The sequence below is a fragment of the Marinobacterium sedimentorum genome, assembly GCF_024267675.1.
Taxonomy (GTDB): Bacteria; Pseudomonadota; Gammaproteobacteria; order Pseudomonadales; family Balneatricaceae; genus Marinobacterium_A; species Marinobacterium_A sedimentorum.
The window spans coordinates 1-20,715 of record NZ_JALDYX010000016.1; the positions used below are offsets into that span (position 1 = coordinate 1).

Genomic DNA, 20,715 nt, shown 5'->3' on the forward strand with positions numbered 1-20,715 from the left:
GCAACGCATTCATAATGCGTGGGTCGCAGGTTCGAGTCCCGCCATTGCCACCATTCTCGATGGATTGAGAATCCCGGCCATTATGGCCACCATTTTCGATACTGCGGTATTGGCAAATGGAGATCTCCTCCAGGGGAGGTCACAGATTAGACGTCGAGGCTGTAGGGGTATAGCCAAGCGGTAAGGCAACAGGTTTTGATCCTGTCACGCGGAGGTTCGAATCCTCCTACCCCTGCCACAGTGGCAATGTAGCTCAGTTGGTTAGAGCAACGCATTCATAATGCGTGGGTCGCAGGTTCGAGTCCCGCCATTGCCACCATTTTCTGATCGACTAAAAATCGATCTGAAAATAAAGGGAATGAAGTCCCGGCTGTAGTGGCCACCATCTTCTGATCGACTAAAAATCGATCTGAAAATAAAGGGAATGAAGTCCCGGCTGTGATTGCCACAGAGTTTCACGTGCAAGACTGCGCATGCAAGATGCGCATCAGGAGTCGCCCTCGGGCTCACTCTTCAGGTATTGGGGTATCGCCAAGCGGTAAGGCACTGGATTCTGATTCCAGCATGCGGAGGTTCGAATCCTCCTACCCCAGCCACTCTCTTCGAAGTCCTCTTATACGCATCACCCCGTTTCTAAAAACCCAAGCCTGCGTATCACGCCCGCTACTCGATTCAACTTTAGCTTCTGCCTGCGCAGCCACCTAAATATCAGGCAAAGCGCCCGCAACCTTGGCACACTTACACTCGGCCCCCGATAGCAGCGCGCTCATAGAGCCCCGTCACTGACAGCCCCGGGCAAAACAGCTACACTTGCTGCACAGTGCGCCCATACGGATCGATGGCAATTGGTACCCCCATGTCAGACTCAACCGCTGCAAATACCACTAACATCCCTTCAGACCCTTCCCTGGTCGCCCGTGACCCGCACCGGCTGCGCAAGAATGTACACATACTTTTTCTCGGTCTGGGGCCCAGCGAGACCGACCCCGTCATCAATCTGCTGCGTGCAGCCCGCATAGCCCCGCGCGGACGCCAGATTGAAAACGAAAAGGACTTTCTTGGCGCCCTGAGCGAGCGCTCCTGGGATCTGATTATCTGCTCGCCCAACGAAGGCGAACTGAAAAACAACCGCGTGCTGCATCACCTGCTGCGGCTGGACAAGGACATTCCGGTGATACAGCTGATGGATGAGCTGGACTGCTCCCGCATGGCCAAGGGACTCAAGGACGGCATGCGCGCCGTTGTCAGCAAGCAGGATACCGAGCTGCTGCTGCTGAGCCTGCAGCAAGAGCTCAGCAGCCTTGAGCACCGCCGCAGCCTGCACATGGCCGAAGCCAGGCTCAGCGATGCCGAACGGCGCTGCCAGCAGCTGATGGACGTCTCCAGCAACGGTATCGTCTGTCTCGATGGCGAACGCATCATGTATGCCAACCCCTGTTTCTGCCACCTGTTTGGCTATAACGACGAACGCCCGCTGATCAACCAGCCCTTCGAGCAGCTGATGATTGCGGAGGATCGCGATGAATTGACCGAGCAGCTGCGCGCGTTCAAGGATGCCCGGCGCAAGGACATGCTGATGCAACTGTCGGCGGAGCGCGCCGACGGCAGCAACTTCGTCGCCAATCTCGAAATGCAGGAGGCGCGCTATAACGACCGCCCCTGCGTGCAGCTCACCATCCGCCCGGACCGCCAGTTCCGCGAACTGCAGCAGGCGGCGCAGCAAGAGTTGGTCACCGGCCTGTACAATCGCCAGTTTCTGGAACAAAGCCTGGAGGACGCCATACAGAGCGCCCTGGATGGCGGCTACGACTGCAACCTGCTGTATATCAGCGTGGACCAGTACAGCATTATACGCTCTGAGATTGGCTTTGAAGGCTGCGATCAGGTGGCACGGGACATTGCCGACATACTGCGCCTGCACATCAACCAGGCCCATCTGATTGCGCGTCCCAGTGATGACATCTTCGTGGTCATCTTTCGCGACCCCAGCCCCGACAAGTCAGTGCGCCTGGCGCGCAAGCTGTGCAGTGCCATCGCCGACAGCACCACCAGCGTCAACGACACCCTGCTGCACGTGACCTGCTCCATCGGCGTCACCACCATCAACGATAACTCACCCCGGCCCGACGAAGTCGTGGCCCGCGCCCGCATGGCATCGGAAAGCCTGCGCAACCGCCAGAGCGGCGGCAATGGCGTCAAGCTCTACACGGTTGAAACCCAGGTCAAGCCGAGTGACTCCAAGACCGTGCGCATGCTGCGCGATGCCGTCAAGGACCAGCGCTTTCGCCTGCTCTATCAGCCGGTTGTGGCCTTGCACCAGGAAACCGATGCCAACCACTACGAGGTACTGCTGCGCCTGCTGGATCCGGAGAACCGGGAGATATCCCCCAACATCTTTCTGGCCACGGTCGATCATGCTGACCTCAGCATCACCATGGACCGCTGGGTCATCCGGGAAAGCCTGCAGCAGCTGCGCACGGAACTTGAAAAGGGCCACCGCAACCGGCTCTTTATCACCATTACCGGCAGCACCCTGAAGGACAAGGACCTGGTGCCCTGGCTGTCGGATATATTGCGCGAATTCCGACTGCCGGCGGATCGCATCGTTTTCCAGCTCAGCGAAACCGATATCTCGTCACAACTGCCGACAGCGATTGAGTTCACCCGCGCCGTCAAGGAACTGCACTGTCGCATCTGCATCAAGCATTTCGGCACCTCGACCAGCTACCGTGAAGTGGCCAAGGCCATCGCCGCCGACTACATCAAGATCGACGGCTCCTACGTGCAGGACCTGGCCAACAGCAACTCGCTGGATAAAAGCTTCAACCGCATGGTGGAGCAACTCAACGGTAACCGCCGCATAACCATAGCGCCGCTGGTCGAGAGCACCAAGGTGATGAGCAAGCTGTGGAAATCCGGGGTCAATCTGATTCAGGGCTATTATCTGCAGCCGCCACGCGAACGCATGGACTACGATTTTTTCGAGCACTAGCAGCCTGTCGGACTTGACCGATCGTAGCGAGGGAAAGTCCGTTTTGAGTCAGTTTTTGGGCTCTTTTAAGGCGAATAGTGGTTCTATTTAACGAAAAAGAGTGCGAAAAGTGGCCAAAATCGGCGTTTCCGCACGACTGCATGGATGCAGGAGGTAGGGCGAAGCAGGATGCCCGAGCCGAGTAGATCAGTGTTAAGTCCGACAGGCTGCCAGGACGTACTCTGGCGATTCAAAGCAGCACGCCGCCCCCAAGAACCAGAGCCCGCCATTGCAGCGGGCTCTGTTTTTTAACCTTGCTAATCAGCCGTTTTCGTCAGTCACCAGGGTGTCGCGATCCCGAAAGCCGATCAGGTACAGAATACCATCCAGCCCCAGGGTGGAAATTGCCTGCTTGGCACTCTGGCGTACCAGCGGCTTGGCGCGAAACGCAATGCCGAGCCCGGCAATGGACAGCATCGGCAGATCGTTGGCGCCATCTCCCACCGCAATCGTCTGCTCCAGACGCACACCCTCACGGGCGGCTATTTCCCGCAGCAGTTCCGCCTTGCGCTGACCGTTGACGATGTCGCCCTTCACTTCGCCGGTGACCTTGCCATCAACGATATCCAGCTCGTTGGCGTACACATAGTCAAAACCCAGCTTCTGCTGCAGGTAACGCCCAAAGTAATTGAAGCCACCGGACAGAATCGCCGTTTTGAAGCCCAGCGCCCGCAGGTTGGATACCAGCTCTTCCACACCTTCGGTCAACGGCAGGTTCTCGGCGATACGCTGCAGTACCGAAGCATCAAGCCCCTTGAGCAAGGCCACACGACGACGGAAACTCTCATCAAAGTCCAGCTCGCCCCGCATGGCCGCTTCAGTAATCGCAATCACCTGATCACCGACGCCCGCTTCCTTGGCCAGCTCGTCGATTACCTCAGCCTCGATCAGGGTGGAGTCCATATCGAACACCACCAGGCGACGGTTGCGACGATAGATATTGTCTTCCTGAAAGGCGATATCCACATCCAGGTCGCTGGCGGTCTTGAGGAACTCTTCACGCAGCGCAGCGTTGTCCGCCGGCACACCCCGCACCGAGAACTCGACACAGGCCTTGGTACGATCCCCCGCCCCCGGCGGCGCGTTCAGCGATACACGCCCGGACAGGCGGCTGATATTGTCGATATTCAGATCGTGCCGTGCGGCGATTTCGGTGACCTTGGCGATATGGCCCGCGGTAATGCGCCGGGCCAGCAGGGTAATGATATGACGTGACTTGCCCTGCACTCCGACCCAGGATTCATAGGCGCTCTCGTCCACCGGTTCAAAGCGCACGGTCATCTGCAGCTCGTGGGCCTTGAACAGCAGATCCCGCAGCACGCCGGAGGACTCGGCCGCGGCGGGCACTTCCACCAGAATGCCGAGCGACAGGGTGTTGTGAATCACTGCCTGACCGATATCGAGAATGTTGATGTTGTACTGCGCCAGAATGGCACTGATTGCGGAGGTCACGCCCGGCTTGTCGGTGCCGGAAACGGTTAGCAGGATAATCTCTTTCACGAATGATTCCATCTAGGAGCCTGTCGGACTTGACCGATCGTAGCGAGGGAAAGTCCGCTTTGAGGCAGTTTTTGAGCTCTTTTGAGACGAATAGTGGTTCTATTTAACAAAAAAGAGCGCGGAAAATGGCCAAAGGCGGCTTTTCCGCAGTAGGTTAGCGTTAAGTCCGACAGACTGCTAGTACGCCTTCACAGACGCAGCAGCCACAGGATACTATCGGCGGATTATAACAAGGCGCCCCCGATTTACCCATCAGCGACATCGCTTTCGCTTGCCCGCCGGTCCGTGCCGGCCATTCAGGAATCAAGACTATGGATCTGGCACAGCTCTCGCAGCCCTCTATTCTGCTGCTTATCGGCGCTATTGCCATGTGCGAATCCCTCGCCTTTATCGGTATCCTGGTGCCGGGTATCGCGCTGCTGTTTGCCATTTCCCTGGTCGCAGGCGAGCAGCAGATTGCGCTGCTGCCGCTGCTGTTCAGCGCCTTTGCCGGCGCTGTGGCCGGCGACGGTCTGAGTTATTATCTGGGGCGCTACGCCAATCCCTGGCTGCAGCACCGCTGGCCCTTCAACGCCTACCCGGCCTGGCACCAGCGCGGCGCCAGCTTTTTCAGGCGCTACGGCGCCCTCAGCATCCTCGCAGGGCGATTTATAGGCCCGATCCGCCCCGTTATACCCTTTGTGGCCGGCACCTTTGAAATGCCCGTAGCGCGCTTTTTCGGCGTTAATATCCTCTCGGCTGCGCTCTGGGCACCGGCCAACATACTGCCGGGTTACTGGGTCGGCCAGTCCGCCGAGGCGCTGCTCGGGCACTGGCAGGCACTGTTCTACCCGGCGCTGGGGCTGGTGATTCTGGTACTGGTGGCAACGATACTGCATCAGCACCTGCAGCCCGATCAGCCACTGGCGCGCTGGGGCTCCAGGCGCCTGGGCCTGAAGCCGGAACGCCTGGCGGCACTGCTGCTGTTCACAGCCGCCGCCAGCGGGCTGCTGATTCTCTGCCTGCTGCAGTACCTGGGGGTGGCCCAGGGCTGGAATCAGCACATCCAGCAGCTGCTCTGGCAAAGCGCGGAGCACGCCCGGCCTGCGTGGGTCTTTGTCACGGCGCTCGGCGACAGCAGCAGCCTGATTCCGGCGGCACTGCTGCTGGCCGCCAGTCTGCAAGGGCTCAGGCACTCCCGCGATGGCTGGCGTTTCGTGTTCCTGCTGTTGCTGTGCGTGGCACTTAACAGCACCCTGAAATGGCTCTTTCAGGCGCCGCGCCCCGAGATGGGTCCGATCATCTCGGGCTTCAGCTTCCCCAGCGGCCATAGCAGTGCCAGCGCGGCCTTTTTTGCCATGCTCGCCATCCTGCTGGGAACCGGCCATCGCCTGGTCTGGCGCCGCCTGGGCTACCTGAGCGCCCTGCTGCCGGCGGTACTGATCGGCATCTCGCGCATCATGGTCGGGGCACACTGGCCTCTGGATGTAATGGCCGCCTGGTGTGAAGGCCTGATGGCCGCCGCCGCACTGCGACTCTGGCTATTGCGACCACAGCGGGCACTGCATCCGGTACCGGGACGGGATGCCGGCCTGCTGATTGCCGGGTTGCTGTTCCTTCTGGGCGCACTGGCGTTGTGGCGCCTCGATTCCCAACTGCTGCACTACCAGGCCCTGGCGTTATAACGCAGCAAAAAGGCAGGGAAAAACTTACCCGCCAGAAACAACAAAACCGGGCTCAGGAGCCCGGTTTTGTTGATCAGTTCCCCTTTTCAGGAAACTGTCAGTGCGTCACGGCCGCCAGCAGCCTTTCGGGCTTGACCGATCGTAGCGAGGGAAAGTCCGCTTTGAGACAGTTTTTGAGCTCTTTTAAGACGAATAGTGATTCTATTTAACGAAAAAGAGCGCGGAAAATGACCGAAGTTGGCTTTTCCGCAGTAGATTAGCGTTAAGTCCGACAGGCTGCTATGACGGACGACGGTTGCGCGAGCGCGGACGCCGGCTTTTACCGGCAGGCTTCTTGCCAGCGGGCCTGGCGCCGTTACCGGCATTTCCAGCATTGCCGCCTTCTGACCTGGCACCCGAACGGCCATCGTCCAGCTTGCCTTCGGCCAGACGCTCACGCGTGCTTTTAGTCTTGCCAGAGCCGGGCTTGTCGAGCAGCTCGAAATCGATCTTGCGCTCATCCAGGTCCACCCGCAGTACCTTCACCCGTACCGCGTCGCCGAGCTTGTAGGTTTTGCGCATGCGCTCGCCCACCAGACGCTGCTTGGCGGCATCGAAGTGATAGTAGTCGGATGGCAGCGCAGTGATGTGAACCAGCCCTTCGACGTACACCTGCTTGAGCTCGACAAAGCAGCCAAAGCCGGTCACGGCGGTAATCACGCCGTCGTGCTCCTCGCCCACCTGATCCAGCATGTACTCGCACTTGAGCCAGGACATGACATCGCGGGTGGCATCGTCGGCACGACGCTCGGTCATGGAACAGTGTTCGCCAAGCTGCACCATCTGCTCTTCGGTGTAGCGATAGCGGAACTGCGGATTGGACTTGAAGCCATCCGGCCGACGCATGGTCTTGGACGATCCGCTGCTGAAGGCCGACTTGAGACGATCCATCAGCGAGCGGTCACCCTCGGCATGAATGGCAGCACGAATAGCCCGATGCACCAGCAGATCCGGATAACGACGGATTGGCGAGGTGAAGTGGGTGTAAGCCGCATAAGCCAGACCGAAGTGCCCCAGATTTTCAGGGCTGTACACGGCCTGGCGCATGGAGCGCAGCATCATGGTCTGCACGACCAGACGATCCGGGCGTTTTTCGATCTGCGCCGCCAGCTTCTGGTAGTCGGACGGCTCCGGCTTCTCGCCGCCACCCAGCGACAGACCCAGCTCGCCGAGGTAGGCACGCAGGCTCACCAGCTTCTGCTCTTTCGGGCCTTCGTGGATACGGTACAACGCCGGCACCTTGAGCTTGGCGAGAAAGCGCGCTGTCGCCACGTTGGCGCACAGCATGCACTCTTCGATCACCTTGTGGGCATCGTTGCGCACGACCGGCACTATCTCCTCGATCTTGCGTTCGGTGGAGAAGAGAATACGGGTTTCGGTGGTTTCAAAGTCGATGGCCCCACGCACATCCCGCGCCTTGCGCAGCCCGAAGTACAGGCTGTAGAGGTCTTCCAGATGCGGTACAACGGCGGCGTATTCACCGCGCAGCTGCTTGCCCTGGGCGCTTTTCGGCTCGGTCAGCATGCTGGCGACCTTGTTGTAGGTCAGGCGCGCATGGGACTGAATCACCGCTTCATAGAACTGATAACCCGACAGCTTGCCGCTGGCGCTGATGGTCATCTCGCACACCATGGCCAGGCGATCCACATGGGGGTTCAGCGAGCAGAGGCCATTGGACAGCACTTCGGGCAGCATGGGCACCACAAACTCGGGGAAGTACACCGAGTTGCCGCGGCTGATACCTTCCTTGTCGAGCTCAGTGCCGGGGCGAACATACCAGGACACATCGGCAATCGCGACCCACAGACGCCAGCCGCCGGTGCGCTTGCGCTCGGCATAGACAGCGTCGTCGAAATCCTTGGCGTCTTCACCGTCGATGGTAACCAGCGGCAGATGGCGCAGGTCGACACGGTTCAGCTTGGCGGATTCCTCCACCTCAGCCGACAGACTGGCCACTTCCTGGCGCACCGCATCGGGCCATTCATCGGGAATTTCGTAGTTGTGGATGGCCACCTTGATTTCCATGCCCGGCGCCATGTGATCGCCCAGCACCTCGACCACGCGAGCCTGGGGAATCTCGTGCTTGCCCGGCTGCTGCATCAGCTCGGCGACGACCAGCTGGCCATCACGGAACGGCGGGCTGCCCTTGGCATCCGCCGCGATCATGATCTGCTGGGTGATGCGCTGGTTTTCCGGAATCAGGTAGCCCAGGTCGCCCTGCACCTTGTAGCGCCCCACCAGAGTGCGGGTACCGCGCTCGAGCACTTCTATAATCTTGCCTTCGCGGCGGCCGCGGTAGTCGATGCTGACTTCCTGCACCAGCACACGGTCACCGTCGAATACCTGGCGCATCTGACGCGGGCTGATGAACAGGTCATCGCCTTTGGCGTCCGGCGTCACAAAGCCAAAGCCATCGCGGTGGCCGATAACACGGCCGGCGATAAGATCCATTTTCTTGATGATGCCGAACTCGCTGCGACGGTTGCTCATCAGCTGGCCGTCACGGCACATGGCCTTCAGGCGGCGGGACACCGCTTCAACACAGTCTTCATCATCTATACCCAGTTCACGGCACAGGCGGCCGTGGCTGATCGGCGCACCCCACTCCTGCAGGAACTCCAGCAGGAAGTCGCGGCTGGGCGCCGGCTTGCCATATTTTTCTGCTTCGGCCTGAGCCTGGGGGTCACGTTTTAGCCAGTCGTTTGTCATTAATAATCCAGTTAGGTCCTTGATCCCAGAAACATAATAGATGCGAATGCAGTGGGACGCCTGCGACGTTGCGCCCGCGCCCACAGCCCTGCGCAGCGGCATGGTTCTGAACGAACGTACCCGGTGCGCTTGAATACCCGGTTGTACCCGACAGCAGAGTGCGTCGGCGCGGTCTTTGCCCGCAGGCAACAGGAGGGGCATCACAGCCCTGTCACTTCCCCTGTACAGTTCTCTGAACTGCGAAGATCCGGTCAAGCAAAAAATTGAGCCGACTCTCAGGTCGGCTCGGGGAGTCTATCACGGCAACTCGTCGATCACGTCGTCTTCTTTGGGCGGCGGTATCAGGTCATCCCGGCTCACACCCATCAGCAGCATCACGTTGGCAGCCACATAGATGGACGAGTAGGTACCCACACCGATGCCCACCAGCAACGCCAGCGCAAAACCGTGGATAGTCTCGCCACCGAAGATTGCCAGCGCCAGTACCACCAGCAAGGTGGTAAAGGATGTCATCAGGGTACGGCTGAGAGTTTGCGTCAGCGAGATATTGATCACCTCGACCGCGTCTTCCTTGCGCAACAGGCGGAAGTTCTCGCGGATACGGTCGAATACCACAATGGTATCGTTGAGCGAGTAACCGATCACCGCCAGCACTGCCGCCAGTACTGTCAGATCGAACTCGATCCCCATCACCGAGAAAAAGCCCAGAGTGATGATGACGTCGTGGGCCAGCGCCAGCACCGAGCCCACGGAGAACTTGAACTGAAAGCGAAAGGCGATATACAGCATAATCATGAACAGCGCCATGAGCATGCCCAGGCCACCCTGCTCGCGCAGTTCTTCGCCGACCTGAGCCCCCACATATTCGTTACGGCGCAGCTCCAGCTTCTGGGTTTCGCCGGCCTGCAGCGCAGCCAGTACGGCGTCACCGAGCTTGGGATCATGGGCTTCACCCATACGAATCAGTACATCGGTGGCGGCACCGAAGTTCTGCACGATCACATCCTCGTAACCCGCCTCACCCAGCAGCTGGCGAATCTTGCCAAGATCGGCATCCTGCTGATAACCCACCTCCACCAGGCTGCCGCCGGTGAAGTCGAGGCCGAATTTCAGCCCCTGGGTGGCCAGGGATCCCAGCGAGATCAGGATCAGCAGGGCCGAAATCGTGAATGCGGCCTTGCCCAGTCCCATAAAGTTGATGATTTTGTTCTGCTTTGCCATAACCTGTTCCTCAGAGCGCCAAGCGGTTGAGCTTGCGCCCGCCGTAAGTCAGATTCACCAGCGCCCGTGTTACCACAATTGCCGTGAACATTGAGGTCACTATCCCCACCGACAGCGTCACCGCAAAGCCCTTCACAGGCCCCGTACCCATCGCGAACAGAATCAGCGCGGCGATCAGCGTGGTGACGTTGGCATCCAGAATGGTGGTGAAGGCGCGGCTGAAACCGGCATTGATGGCAGACTGCCCCGGCACACCGTTATTCAGTTCCTCCCGTATACGGGAGAAAATGAGCACGTTGGCATCCACCGCCATGCCCACTGTCAGCACGATACCGGCAATACCCGGCAGCGTCAGCGTGGCCGACATCAGCGACATGACCGCCACCAGCAGCACCAGGTTCAGCGACAGGGCGATATTCGCCAGAATGCCGAACACACGGTAGTAAAGCACCATGAAGACCAGCACCAGCGCGAGGCCGATCTTCACCGACATCACACCCAGCGCTATATTCTCGGCCCCCAGACTCGGCCCGATGCTGCGTTCCTCGACGAAGTAGATCGGGGCCGCCAGGGCACCTGCGCGCAACAGCAGCGCCAGTTCCGACGATTCTGTGGCGCTGTCCAGCCCGGTAATGCGGAACTGTGAGCCCAGCACAGACTGGATGGTCGCCAGCGAAATGATCTTCTTCTCGACGTAGGGAATACGCCTTTCCTGCGCCACGCCATCCACGGTTTCGGTCAGGGTGCGGCTCTTGTACTCGACAAAGAGTACCGCCATGCGACGCTGAATGGCGTTGCGCGTGACACGCCCCATCATCTGACCGCCCTTGGCATCCAGCGTAATGGATACCTGCGGCTGACCGTTCTCGTCGAAGGCGGCCTGGGCATTGGCAACGCTGGAGCCGGTAATGATGATGTCACGCTCGATGGTGGCTTCCCGGCCCGGCTGGCTGCGGAACTCGTAGGTTTCGGTGGTGACACCGGTCGCCTGGGGCGACGCTTCGAGGCGGAATTCAAGATTCGCCGTCTTGCCGATAATGCGCTTGGCCGCGGCCGCGTCCTGCACGCCCGGCAGCTGCACCACTATGCGGTTGCGGCCCTGACGCTGCACCAGCGGCTCGGCCACGCCCAGCTCGTTGACACGGTTGCGCAGGGTAGTGAGGTTCTGCTTGACGGCATAGTCCTCGATATCGCGCACCGTCTGCTCGGTCAGGTTGATAACGACAAAAAAGGCGCCGTCGACGGTTTCATCGGACAACAGGAATTCGGGGTAATCCTTGCGCAGCAGACTGCGAGCTTCATCACGCATCGCCTCGTCGGCAAACTTGACCTCAAGACTGCCATCGCTGCGGTGATCCACCAGCCGGTAACGCAGCTTTTCCTGTCGCAGCTTGGTCTTGATCTCGGAGACATAGACATCAAGCCGCTGCGCCACCGCCTGCACCGTGTCGACTTCCAGCAGGAAGTGCACGCCGCCACGCAAATCCAGACCCAGCTTCATCGGGCCCGCACCCAGGGCGCTCAGCCAGTCCGGCGTGGTGGGGGCCAGATTCATCGCCACGACATACTGATCACCCAGCAGCCCGGCAATAACAGCCTTGGCCCGCAGCTGGCTTGCGCCATCGGCGAAACGCACCAAACCGCTACCATTTTCAACTTCAGTGCCCTTGGAACTGATACCTTCGCGCTCCAGCACCGTGGTGATACGTTCCAGCAGCGGCTCATCCACGTGATAGGCTTCGCGCGTGCCCGACAACTGGATGGCATAATCATCGGGGTACAGATTGGGCGCCGCATACAACAGGCCCAATGCCAGCAGCAGCAGAATCAGCAGGTTTTTCCACAGAGGGTAGCGATTGAGCATAGGTCGCCCTGTTCGTTCAGCACCGCGCCTGCGCCAGCAGCGCTGCGCGGCATGCAATACATCCGGTGGTTAAATAAAAACGCCACTGAAGCAGTGGCGTTTTCCGTCAGGCAGGCATTAGATATTTTTAATCGTGCCCTTGGGCAGTGCCGCCGCCACGTGGGCTTTCTGGAAGCTCAGCTGAGTGCCTTCGCAGACTTCCAGTACCACGTAGTCATCGCTGACCTTGGCCACCTTGCCGATGATGCCGCCAGCGGTAAGCACTTCATCACCCTTGGCCAGATTGCCGATCAGGGTTTTATGGTCTTTTGCACGCTTGGCCTGCGGACGCCACATGAAGAAGTAAAAAATCAGACCAAAGCCGACCAGAAACAGAATGTTGAAAATGCCTGGATCCATACCGCCGACGCCGGCCTCTGCCGCCTGGGCTGAAGAAATCAGAAAGCTCATCTAGCTTTACTCCTTAGAACGTTGAAATGCTGTGATTTATATGGAGGCAAGCAGCGGCGTTTCAAGGCCTCGCTCAGCATAAAACTCATCCACAAAGGCGCTCAATTTACCCTGTTCGATAGCGGCACGCAAACCGGCCATCAACACCTGATAGTAATGCAGGTTATGGATGGTATTGAGCTGCGCGCCCAGGATTTCCTTGCACTTGTCCAGATGATGCAGATAGGCACGACTGAAGTTCTGACAGGTGTAGCAGTCGCACTGCTCGTCCACCGCGCGCGTATCCGTCTTATTGGCCGAATTGCGAATCTTGACCACGCCCTTGCCGGTAAACAGGAAGCCGTTGCGGGCATTGCGCGTCGGCATGACGCAGTCGAACATGTCCACGCCGCGGCGCACGCCTTCCACCAGATCTTCCGGCTTGCCCACACCCATGAGGTAGCGCGGCTTGTCTTCCGGCATTTTCCAGGCCAGATGATCCAGCACCCGCATCATGTCTTCCTTGGGTTCGCCCACCGACAGGCCGCCAATGGCATAGCCATCGAAGCCGATTTCGGTCAGACCCGCCAGGGACTCATCGCGCAGCGACTCGTACATGCCGCCCTGCACTATGCCAAAGAGCGCCGACGGACTGTCGCCGTGGGCGGTCTTGGAGCGTGCGGCCCAGCGCAGCGACAGACGCATCGACGTGGCCGCTTCGGCCTCGGTGGCAGGATGAGGCGTGCATTCATCGAAGATCATCACCACATCGGAGCCCAGATCCCGCTGCACCTGCATCGAACGCTCGGGATCGATAAACACCTTGGAGCCGTCCACCGGCGACTGGAAGGCCACGCCCTCTTCCGTAATCTTGCGCATGGCACCGAGGCTGAAGACCTGGAAGCCGCCGGAATCGGTCAGGATCGGGCCCTTCCACTGCATGAAGTCATGCAGATCGCCGTGCTGCCGAATAATCTCGGTGCCCGGGCGCAGCATCAGATGGAAGGTATTGCCCAGGATCATCTGTGCCCCTGTGGCCTCGATATCCCGCGGTAGCATGCCCTTGACGGTACCGTAGGTGCCCACCGGCATAAAGGCAGGCGTTTCCACCGTGCCGCGGGGGAAGGTCAACCGACCGCGGCGCGCCTTGCCATCAACGGCCAGGCGCTCGTAATTCATAAAACAGCTTCTGCTCACTTATCCTCCAAAGCCGCGCCACGGCGCGTCAGAAACATCGCATCCCCGTAACTGAAAAAACGGTAGCGCTCGGCCACCGCCTCGCGGTACGCCTGCATGATGCCGTCGTAGCCCGCAAAGGCGCTCACCAGCATCAGCAGCGTTGATTCAGGCAGGTGAAAATTGGTAATCAGGGCATCCACCGTGCGGTACTCATACCCCGGGTAGATGAAAATATCGGTATCGCCGCTGTAAGGCGCGATCTCGCCACTGCGACTGGCCGTCTCCAGACAGCGCACGCTGGTGGTCCCCACCGCCACCACGCGACCGCCACGGGCGCGGGTGTCACGCACCGCCTGGCACACCGCCTCGCTGACCTCGATAAATTCGGCGTGCATCTGGTGATCCTGCACCTGCTCAACCTTCACCGGCTGAAAGGTGCCGGCGCCGACGTGCAGGGTCACAAACGCCTGCTGCACGCCGCGGGCTTCAAGCTGTGCCAGCAGCTCATTGTCAAAATGCAGCCCCGCTGTGGGCGCGGCCACCGCACCCGGATTGCGGTTATACACCGTCTGATAGCGCTCGCGATCCGACTGCTGGTCATCCCGCTTCATATAGGGCGGCAGCGGCATATGACCGAACTCTTCCAGCACTTCAACCAGATGGCGGTCAATATCGAAGCTCAGTTCGAACAGGTTGCCCCGCCGACCGGTCACCTCGGCACGCACGGCGCCTTCAAGCAGCAACTCGGTGCCAGGCTTGGGCGCCCGGCTGGCGCGCACATGGGCCAGCGCCTGACGTGCATCCAGCACCCGCTCTATCAGCACTTCAACCTTGCCACCACTGGCCTTCTCGCCAAACAGCCGCGCCGGAATCACGCGGGTATCATTAAATACCAGCAGATCCCCAGGGTTGAGCAGCGTCAGAATATCGCTGAAGGCACGGTGCTCAATGGCACCGCTATCGCCCTCCAGACACAGCAGGCGGCTGGCTGAACGCCGCTCCAGCGGGAAGCGCGCGATCAGCTCGTCGGGCAATTCAAAACTAAAGTCTTTAACCTGCATCACAGCTCGAACGGACATTTGTGGAAAGGGAGCGGATTGTAACGGATGCGGAAGTTTTTTTCAGTCGTTTTGACTCATGGCGATTGACCCGCCGACAAAGCTACTTATAATATGCCCTCGCTGTGCCAGTGTGGTGAAATTGGTAGACACAGGGGATTCAAAATCCCCCGCCCTTAAAAGCGTGCCGGTTCGAGTCCGGCCACTGGTACCATGTTGAAGAAGCTTGCAGAAATGCAGGCTTTTTTCGTTTCTGGCGGATGTAAACGTCGTGATGCCAGGCAGGAAACCCCCTATCAGTCACGGACCAGCACATGGGGTTGCTGCAACAGACGCCGGAGTGGGTGAAGAAGTGCTCCAAACACCCACACCTTGCTTACGCGGCGAGAAGCTATTTGCAAGCCGGGTTGATAACGGGCTCTCTCAAAACCAACAATCGCAGAGACTAGCCGATGAACTTCAAAGACCCCTTCGGACGCCAAGAGAAAAGACGCGAGCGCGAGTACGCCTCGCTACGACAGAAACTGCCAGACGCAGGCGTCACCACCCGGGCCGACGCCGAGCAGCTGATAGAGAAAGTAGGTAAACGCGGCAAGTACGGTTTAATGTTTATTATTCCGCTAACGTTGCTGCTGATGCTGCTCATACCCGAAGGGCGTATTATTTGCGTCGCAACCGGCACTCTGGTGGGTCTGTGGGCATATATCACCAGCCGCAAGATTCAGGGTCACGTTCAGCGTTATATCCAGGAGGAGCTCACCACTGACAGCGACTCCGGATCAGCGCCCCCCGACGATGCAGGATGATCAAGCGGGCCGGCAAGGTGATTGCCGGCTTTGGATGTCACCAGTTCTAAGCTATGCGTGTACGGCGCACCGTCTCCTGAACAAGGGTTCGGGATTCAGAACCGAACGTGCATAGATCTGATCGAAGTTGTGCAACCCCTTCAGGGCGTCCTCCGCAGAACGGTCATGACGCACCGCGAAAGAACTGAATCCACAGTGGCGCATCGCCGCCAACTGATCGCGCAACACGTCACCCACCGCGCGAAGCTCTCCCTCGAACCCAAGGCGCGAACGCAGTAGCACGGCCTGTGTATATGCCCTCCCGTCGCGAAAGCTCGGAAACATCAGAGCAATGAGTTCAATCTGCCCCAGCCAGGGCGCAAGGATCTCGGGATCGTCATCTGGATACAGCAGCACCGCTGCCCTAACCTTGGCGCTGTCCGTCAGTACCTGCCAACGTGCCAGAGGCACAATCCTGTTATCAGCCACCGAGGCATCGCTATCCTCCTGAATTTCCCACGGATCCCGATCGACCACCTTGGCCTCACCATCAACGATCTTGATCAAGTTGTTCATGCCCCTGCCTCTTGAGCCACCTGGTCCCGGCCGTAAGCCCCTTCTTTGAACGGTCCCAGGCCGATGCGGTTCAGCGTATCCACGAAGGTTTCCTCAGCCTCGCGGTACTGCAGGTAGGTTGTCAGCACTCGATCGATCACATCCGGCACGTCCTCGGCACGGACCGAGGGTCCGATCACCTTACCGATTGCACTGTCCTTGCCCTGGGCTCCGCCGATTGTGATCTGAAAATACTCCTCACCTTTACGGTCGACGCCCAGGATGCCGATATTACCGATATGATGGTGCCCGCAGGCATTGACGCAACCGGAGATATTGAGACTGATTTCGCCGAGATCGTGCAGGTAATCGAGATCGTCGAACCGGGTCTGGATGGCCTTGGCCACTGGCAGCGATCGAGTACTGGCCAGACTGCAGTAGTCGCCGCCCGGGCAAGAAATCACGTCAGTCAGCAGGCCGACATTGGGCGTCGCCAGGCCGATATCCTCGAGCGCCTTCCAGACGAGGTAGAGGTCGCCCTTGCGGATATCCGGCAGCACCAGGTTCTGCTCGTGCGTCACGCGGATCTCGCCGAAGCCATAAAGGTCGGCCAGATCGGCGACGGCGTGCATTTGAACTCCCACCAGATCCCCCGGGGCGGAGCCCTCCGTCGGCTTGGTTGACAGCACGACGGATGTATAGCCAGAGACCCTGTGGGGCCGGGTATTGGTCTGTGCCCAGCAGGCAAACGCCGGATCCCGGGCCAGCCAGGCGCCGAATACAGGATCCAGTGCGTCGAGCCTCTGGTAGTTCGGAGACGCAAACCCCTCGGCGACCCGTTCGTACTCCGCTTGGGTCAGCTCGCCGGCGCTGTCGCGGATCTGTTCCCACTCTCGCTCGACCTCGGCCGCAAAGGCTTCGACGCCCAGGGACTTCACCAGTATCTTGATCCGCGCCTTGTATTTGTTGTCCCGCCGCCCGTAGCGGTTATAGACCCGCAGTACAGCCTCTACATAGGTCAGCAGGTGTTGCCAAGGCAGCCCCTCGCGGACCAGTTCATTGAGTATTGGTGTGCGCCCGAGTCCGCCTCCCACCATCACGCGCAATAGCATCTCACCGTTCTCGCCACGGTAGAGATAGAGCCCAATATCATGCGCGCGCAGCGCGGCACGGTCGACCTCGGATGACGAAATGGCGATCTTGAACTTGCGCGGCAGATAAAGGAACTCGGGATTGACCGTCGACCACTGCCGCAGGATCTCGGCCAGCGGACGGGGATCCAGCAGCTCATCGTCCGCAACGCCGGCAAAGGCCTCAGTCGTAATATTGCGCACGCAGTTGCCAGAGGTCTGAATCGCATGCATCTGGGAATCGGCCAGCACCTGCAGAATATCAGGCACCTGTTCCAGCTCGATCCAATTAAACTGGATATTCTGCCGTGTGGTGAAATGACCGTAGCCGCGATCGTAATCCTCGGCAAGCCGGGCCAGGGTCCGCAGTTGTACCGATGACAGCGTGCCATAGGGAATCGCGACCCGCAGCATGTACGCATGACGCTGCAGGTAGAGGCCGTTCTGCAAACGCAGCGGCAGGAATTCGTCTTCGCTCAGCTCGCCACTGATACGCCGGGCGACCTGGTCGCGGAACTGCTCGACCCGTGCCTGGACCAATGCGCGGTCGTACTCATCGTATCGGTACATTCTGTCCGCTCCTGATTTTTCTCGTGGAAAGGCGCCCAGACTAATGAAACCGATACCGCAGGTGCAGGCTCAAAAAATTTAATTCCGATCAGTACAGATTGATGGTCAGCGACGCAGCAGCAGCTCCGGCAGGCGGCTTAGCGCTTCGATCCTGCGCCCATCCCAGGGATGGGCGTAGCTGATGCGCAGACAATTGCGGAATTGTCCGGATACCGAAAATAGCGGGCCGGGCGTTATCACGACGCCTTGCTGCAGTGCCGCCGGGTAAGCCGCGAGGGTATCGATCGACTCGGGCAATTCCAGCCAGATGGCCAGACCACCGAGCGGTGTACTGACCCGAATCTCCCCGGGCCATGCATGCAAGGAGGCGATCAGGCGATCCCGCTGGGTGCGAAGCTCGTTGCGCTGGCGGCGCAGATGGGTCGCGTAGCTGCCGTCACGCATGAATTCAGCAACCCCCTGCTGCTGGTAGCGACTGCTGGCCAGCTGCGTCACCAGTTTCAGGTGCAGGATTTTTTGGTGCCAGCGCGCGCCGGATATCCAGCCAAGGCGCAGGTCGCGGGACAGACTTTTAGAAAAGGAGCTGCACAGAATGACCCGATCGGAACTGTCCAGCGCCTTTAGCGGGTCGGGTACCTGGCCAAAGGCGGTGTCGGCATAGATATCATCCTCGATGATCGCCAGGTCATTGGCGTCTGCCAGCGCCAGCAGACGCTTTCGCGCCTCTTTTGGCATCAACGCGCCACCCGGCGTGGCAAAGGCCGGTGAGACAACGCAAGCCTTGATATCCCAGCGCTCCAGCGCGGCTTCCAACGCCTCGATGTCCATTCCCTGCTCGCTGGAACTCGGTACCTCGACCACCTGCAGCTCCAGCTGTTCCAGTAGCTGCAGCACACCATAAAAGCCCGGCGACTCGACCGCCACGATGTCCCCGCGCCGGCAGCAGGCCATCAGCGCCAGGAACAGCGCATGCTGGCAACCCGACGTGATGCAGAGCTGCTCCGGCAGCACCGTCCAGCCGCGTCGCGCCGCATGCAGCGACAGCTGTTCACGCAGCCCGGGGTCGCCCGCCGGTTCATCGTAGTACTGATGATCGTCGCCTTTCTGGCGGCGCAGCGCGCGACCCAGCGCGCGATTAAGCGCCACGATGCCCGACGGCACCTCGCCCGCATGCAGATCCGGCAGCAGGTCGAACGCCGCACTGCGGCGCATGACATCGAGAAACAGCTCGCTGACCGTCACCGGACGGGGCGCTTCTACTTGAACCCGGCTGCGCGGCGCCCGGATCGTCTTTGGTTGAAGCCTGACGAAATAACCGGCCTTGGGCCGAGCCTCGACCAGCCCCTGCGCCTCGAGCCGTTGCAACGCATGCTGCACAGTCGCCTTCGATACGCCTTGTTGTTCGCACAGCGTGCGGATCGACGGCAGCCGTTCGCCAAGCCGCCAGCGCTGTTCCCGTATGCTCTGCAACAGCCAGTTTTCCAGTTGTTGATATCGGTAATCCACTCGATTCTGTCCCTATCGAATTTATTTTTTTTATACCTGATCCTATTCAAATCACCAAGTTAAGCTGCACACAAAGTTACACTTGCGGACAGCGACTATGGAAAAAATTGATGTTGTGCAGGACTATACGCCCCCGCTTGCGCGGGACGGGAAGTTTCATATACGCCTCATCGAAGGGCGTTTCCAGAACTGGCGCCGACTGACCAGCTGGCCGCTGCTTGCGTTGTTTTTCGGTCTGGTCTGGGTCCGGGTCGACGGCCAGCCCTGGCTGCTGTTCTCGTTCGAGCAGCGGCGGATCAACCTGTTCGGCAGCGCCCTATCCTGGCATGACTTGCCGCTCTTGGCGGGACTAATGATCGCTGGCGCCAGCCTGCTGTTCTTTCTCGCCGTCGCCTGGGGACGCATCTGGTGTGGTTTCGCCTGCCCACAGAGCATCTGGACCTGGCTCTTCATCCGCATCGAGCAGTTCACCGAAGGTCGCGCCAGTCAGCGCGCGCGCCAGGAGCATCAGCCACTCACCGCGGCATTGCTGCTACGCCGTGTCGTCAAGCACGGGCTCTGGATGTTGCTGGCGACCGCCACCGCCACCACCTTCACCGGCTATTTCGTACCGATCCGCGAGATCGTCGCCGATAGCGTGAATCTTGAAATGTCACCCGCTCTCTGGGGCTGGATTGTGATTATGGCCGCACTGACCTATGCCAACGCGGGCCTGGTTCGCGAGAAGATCTGCCTGCACGCCTGCCCCTACTCGCGCTTCCAGGGCGTGATGTTCGACCGCGAAACCCGCTCCGTCAGTTATGACCTTGGTCGCGGCGAACCGCGCGCGAATCGCCGCAACGCCGGTGCCGACAGCGGCGACTGCGTCGACTGCGGCATCTGCGTCCAAGTCTGCCCGACCGGGATCGATATCCGCGACGGGCTGCAGGCTGCCTGCATCGACTGCGGGGCCTGCATCGATGCCTGCGACAACGTGATGGAGAAAATCCAGCGACCGACCGGCCTGATTCGCTTCGCCTCCGAAGCAGAATTCGCCGGCGAAAAAGCTCGTCTCCTGCGTCCCAGGCTGGCCGGCTACGGCGCTGTGATAATCGCGGCCATGGGTGGGGTGCTCTGGGGCTTTGCCGGTACCACCGATCTACTGGTCGAAATCCGCAGGGATCGTGGCGCCCTCTTCACCCAATTGGATGAACATACCGTGTGCAATAACTATCGCGTCAAGGTTGAAAGCTTTGCCAAGGTGCTGTCACCGATCAATGTCTCGGTTCAAGGCCCGGAGCAGTTCGAATTATTCGGTGCCGAGACCATCGACCTGAACGAAAGTAATTCCACCTGGCTGCCATACCGGGTGTGCGGAATCGATATCGAACAACCGCGCTCCACCTTGACGTTCAACTTCCAAGGTCAGCAAGCCCTAGCTTCCAAGGAAACAACCTTCCTGACCCAACGCAAATAGACAAGCGGGACTTTTCTGA

14 protein-coding genes and 4 tRNA genes are annotated in these 20,715 nt (G+C 59.7%); 8 read left to right on the forward strand and 10 right to left on the reverse strand.

The window, feature by feature from the left end; genetic code table 11:
- Positions 1–163 precede the first annotated feature (163 nt).
- The 4 genes from MRS74_RS13970 to MRS74_RS13985 all read left to right on the forward strand — a co-directional run bounded on the left by MRS74_RS13970 (position 164) and on the right by MRS74_RS13985 (position 2,992).
- Positions 164–238: transfer RNA gene (locus tag MRS74_RS13970), tRNA-Gln, on the forward strand.
- Positions 239–242: 4 nt separating this feature from the next.
- Positions 243–319, forward strand: a tRNA-Met gene (locus MRS74_RS13975).
- 202 nt (positions 320–521) lie between these two features.
- Positions 522–596, forward strand: a tRNA-Gln gene (locus MRS74_RS13980).
- Positions 597–856: 260 nt separating this feature from the next.
- Positions 857–2,992, forward strand: coding sequence for an EAL domain-containing protein (locus MRS74_RS13985; protein ID WP_254580896.1), 2,136 nt, complete (start codon positions 857–859; stop codon positions 2,990–2,992).
- Between the two features lie 300 nt (positions 2,993–3,292).
- Here the strand turns inward: MRS74_RS13985 and serB are convergent, their stop codons facing one another.
- Positions 3,293–4,531, reverse strand: coding sequence for a phosphoserine phosphatase SerB (serB, locus tag MRS74_RS13990; RefSeq protein ID WP_254580897.1), 1,239 nt, complete (start codon positions 4,529–4,531; stop codon positions 3,293–3,295).
- Positions 4,532–4,842: 311 nt separating this feature from the next.
- Here serB and MRS74_RS13995 point away from each other — a divergent pair, with 311 nt between their 5' ends.
- Positions 4,843–6,195 carry a bifunctional DedA family/phosphatase PAP2 family protein gene (locus tag MRS74_RS13995; RefSeq protein WP_254580898.1) on the forward strand — a complete coding sequence of 451 codons (1,353 nt, stop codon included), beginning with the start codon at positions 4,843–4,845 and terminating at the stop codon, positions 6,193–6,195.
- 279 nt (positions 6,196–6,474) lie between these two features.
- Here MRS74_RS13995 and rnr read toward each other — a convergent pair whose 3' ends face one another.
- The 6 genes from rnr to queA form a co-directional block, all read right to left on the reverse strand.
- Positions 6,475–8,943, reverse strand: a complete 2,469-nt coding sequence (rnr, locus tag MRS74_RS14000) for a ribonuclease R (RefSeq protein ID WP_254580899.1) — start codon at positions 8,941–8,943, stop codon at positions 6,475–6,477.
- A gap of 297 nt (positions 8,944–9,240) precedes the next feature.
- Entirely contained in the window at positions 9,241–10,164 is a 924-nt protein-coding gene (gene secF, locus MRS74_RS14005) for a protein translocase subunit SecF (RefSeq protein ID WP_254580900.1), read from the reverse strand.
- Between the two features lie 10 nt (positions 10,165–10,174).
- Complete coding sequence (gene secD / locus MRS74_RS14010; RefSeq protein ID WP_254580901.1) at positions 10,175–12,028, reverse strand: protein translocase subunit SecD; 1,854 nt, start codon at positions 12,026–12,028, stop codon at positions 10,175–10,177.
- A gap of 117 nt (positions 12,029–12,145) precedes the next feature.
- Positions 12,146–12,478, reverse strand: a complete 333-nt coding sequence (yajC, locus tag MRS74_RS14015) for a preprotein translocase subunit YajC (RefSeq protein ID WP_254580902.1) — start codon at positions 12,476–12,478, stop codon at positions 12,146–12,148.
- Between the two features lie 36 nt (positions 12,479–12,514).
- The gene (gene tgt / locus MRS74_RS14020) at positions 12,515–13,636 is read right to left on the reverse strand and encodes a tRNA guanosine(34) transglycosylase Tgt (RefSeq protein ID WP_254580903.1); all 1,122 of its coding nucleotides are present in this window, start codon (positions 13,634–13,636) and stop codon (positions 12,515–12,517) included.
- A 14-nt stretch (positions 13,637–13,650) separates the two neighbouring features.
- Positions 13,651–14,697 (reverse strand): tRNA preQ1(34) S-adenosylmethionine ribosyltransferase-isomerase QueA, encoded by a 1,047-nt coding sequence (gene queA, locus MRS74_RS14025; protein ID WP_254580904.1) that lies wholly within the window; start codon positions 14,695–14,697, stop codon positions 13,651–13,653.
- A gap of 124 nt (positions 14,698–14,821) precedes the next feature.
- On the opposite strand from queA, the gene MRS74_RS14030 reads away from it, so the two are divergent.
- Positions 14,822–14,908, forward strand: a tRNA-Leu gene (locus MRS74_RS14030).
- Positions 14,909–15,146: 238 nt separating this feature from the next.
- Positions 15,147–15,500 carry a hypothetical protein gene (locus MRS74_RS14035; RefSeq protein ID WP_254580905.1) on the forward strand — a complete coding sequence of 118 codons (354 nt, stop codon included), beginning with the start codon at positions 15,147–15,149 and terminating at the stop codon, positions 15,498–15,500.
- Positions 15,501–15,551: 51 nt separating this feature from the next.
- On the opposite strand, the gene MRS74_RS14040 is transcribed toward MRS74_RS14035, so the two are convergent.
- The 3 genes from MRS74_RS14040 to MRS74_RS14050 form a co-directional block, all read right to left on the reverse strand.
- Positions 15,552–16,055: a DUF934 domain-containing protein gene (locus MRS74_RS14040; RefSeq protein WP_254580906.1), complete on the reverse strand. Its 504-nt coding sequence runs from the start codon at positions 16,053–16,055 to the stop codon at positions 15,552–15,554.
- Positions 16,052–17,734, reverse strand: a complete 1,683-nt coding sequence (locus MRS74_RS14045) for a nitrite/sulfite reductase (RefSeq protein ID WP_254580907.1) — start codon at positions 17,732–17,734, stop codon at positions 16,052–16,054. The genes MRS74_RS14040 and MRS74_RS14045 overlap by 4 nt, the downstream gene beginning before the upstream one ends.
- Positions 17,735–17,839: 105 nt before the next feature.
- Positions 17,840–19,240: an aminotransferase-like domain-containing protein gene (locus MRS74_RS14050; RefSeq protein ID WP_254580908.1), complete on the reverse strand. Its 1,401-nt coding sequence runs from the start codon at positions 19,238–19,240 to the stop codon at positions 17,840–17,842.
- Positions 19,241–19,337: 97 nt separating this feature from the next.
- On the opposite strand from MRS74_RS14050, the gene ccoG reads away from it, so the two are divergent.
- Positions 19,338–20,696 (forward strand): cytochrome c oxidase accessory protein CcoG, encoded by a 1,359-nt coding sequence (gene ccoG / locus MRS74_RS14055; RefSeq protein ID WP_254580909.1) that lies wholly within the window; start codon positions 19,338–19,340, stop codon positions 20,694–20,696.
- The last annotated feature ends 19 nt before the right edge of the window (positions 20,697–20,715 follow it).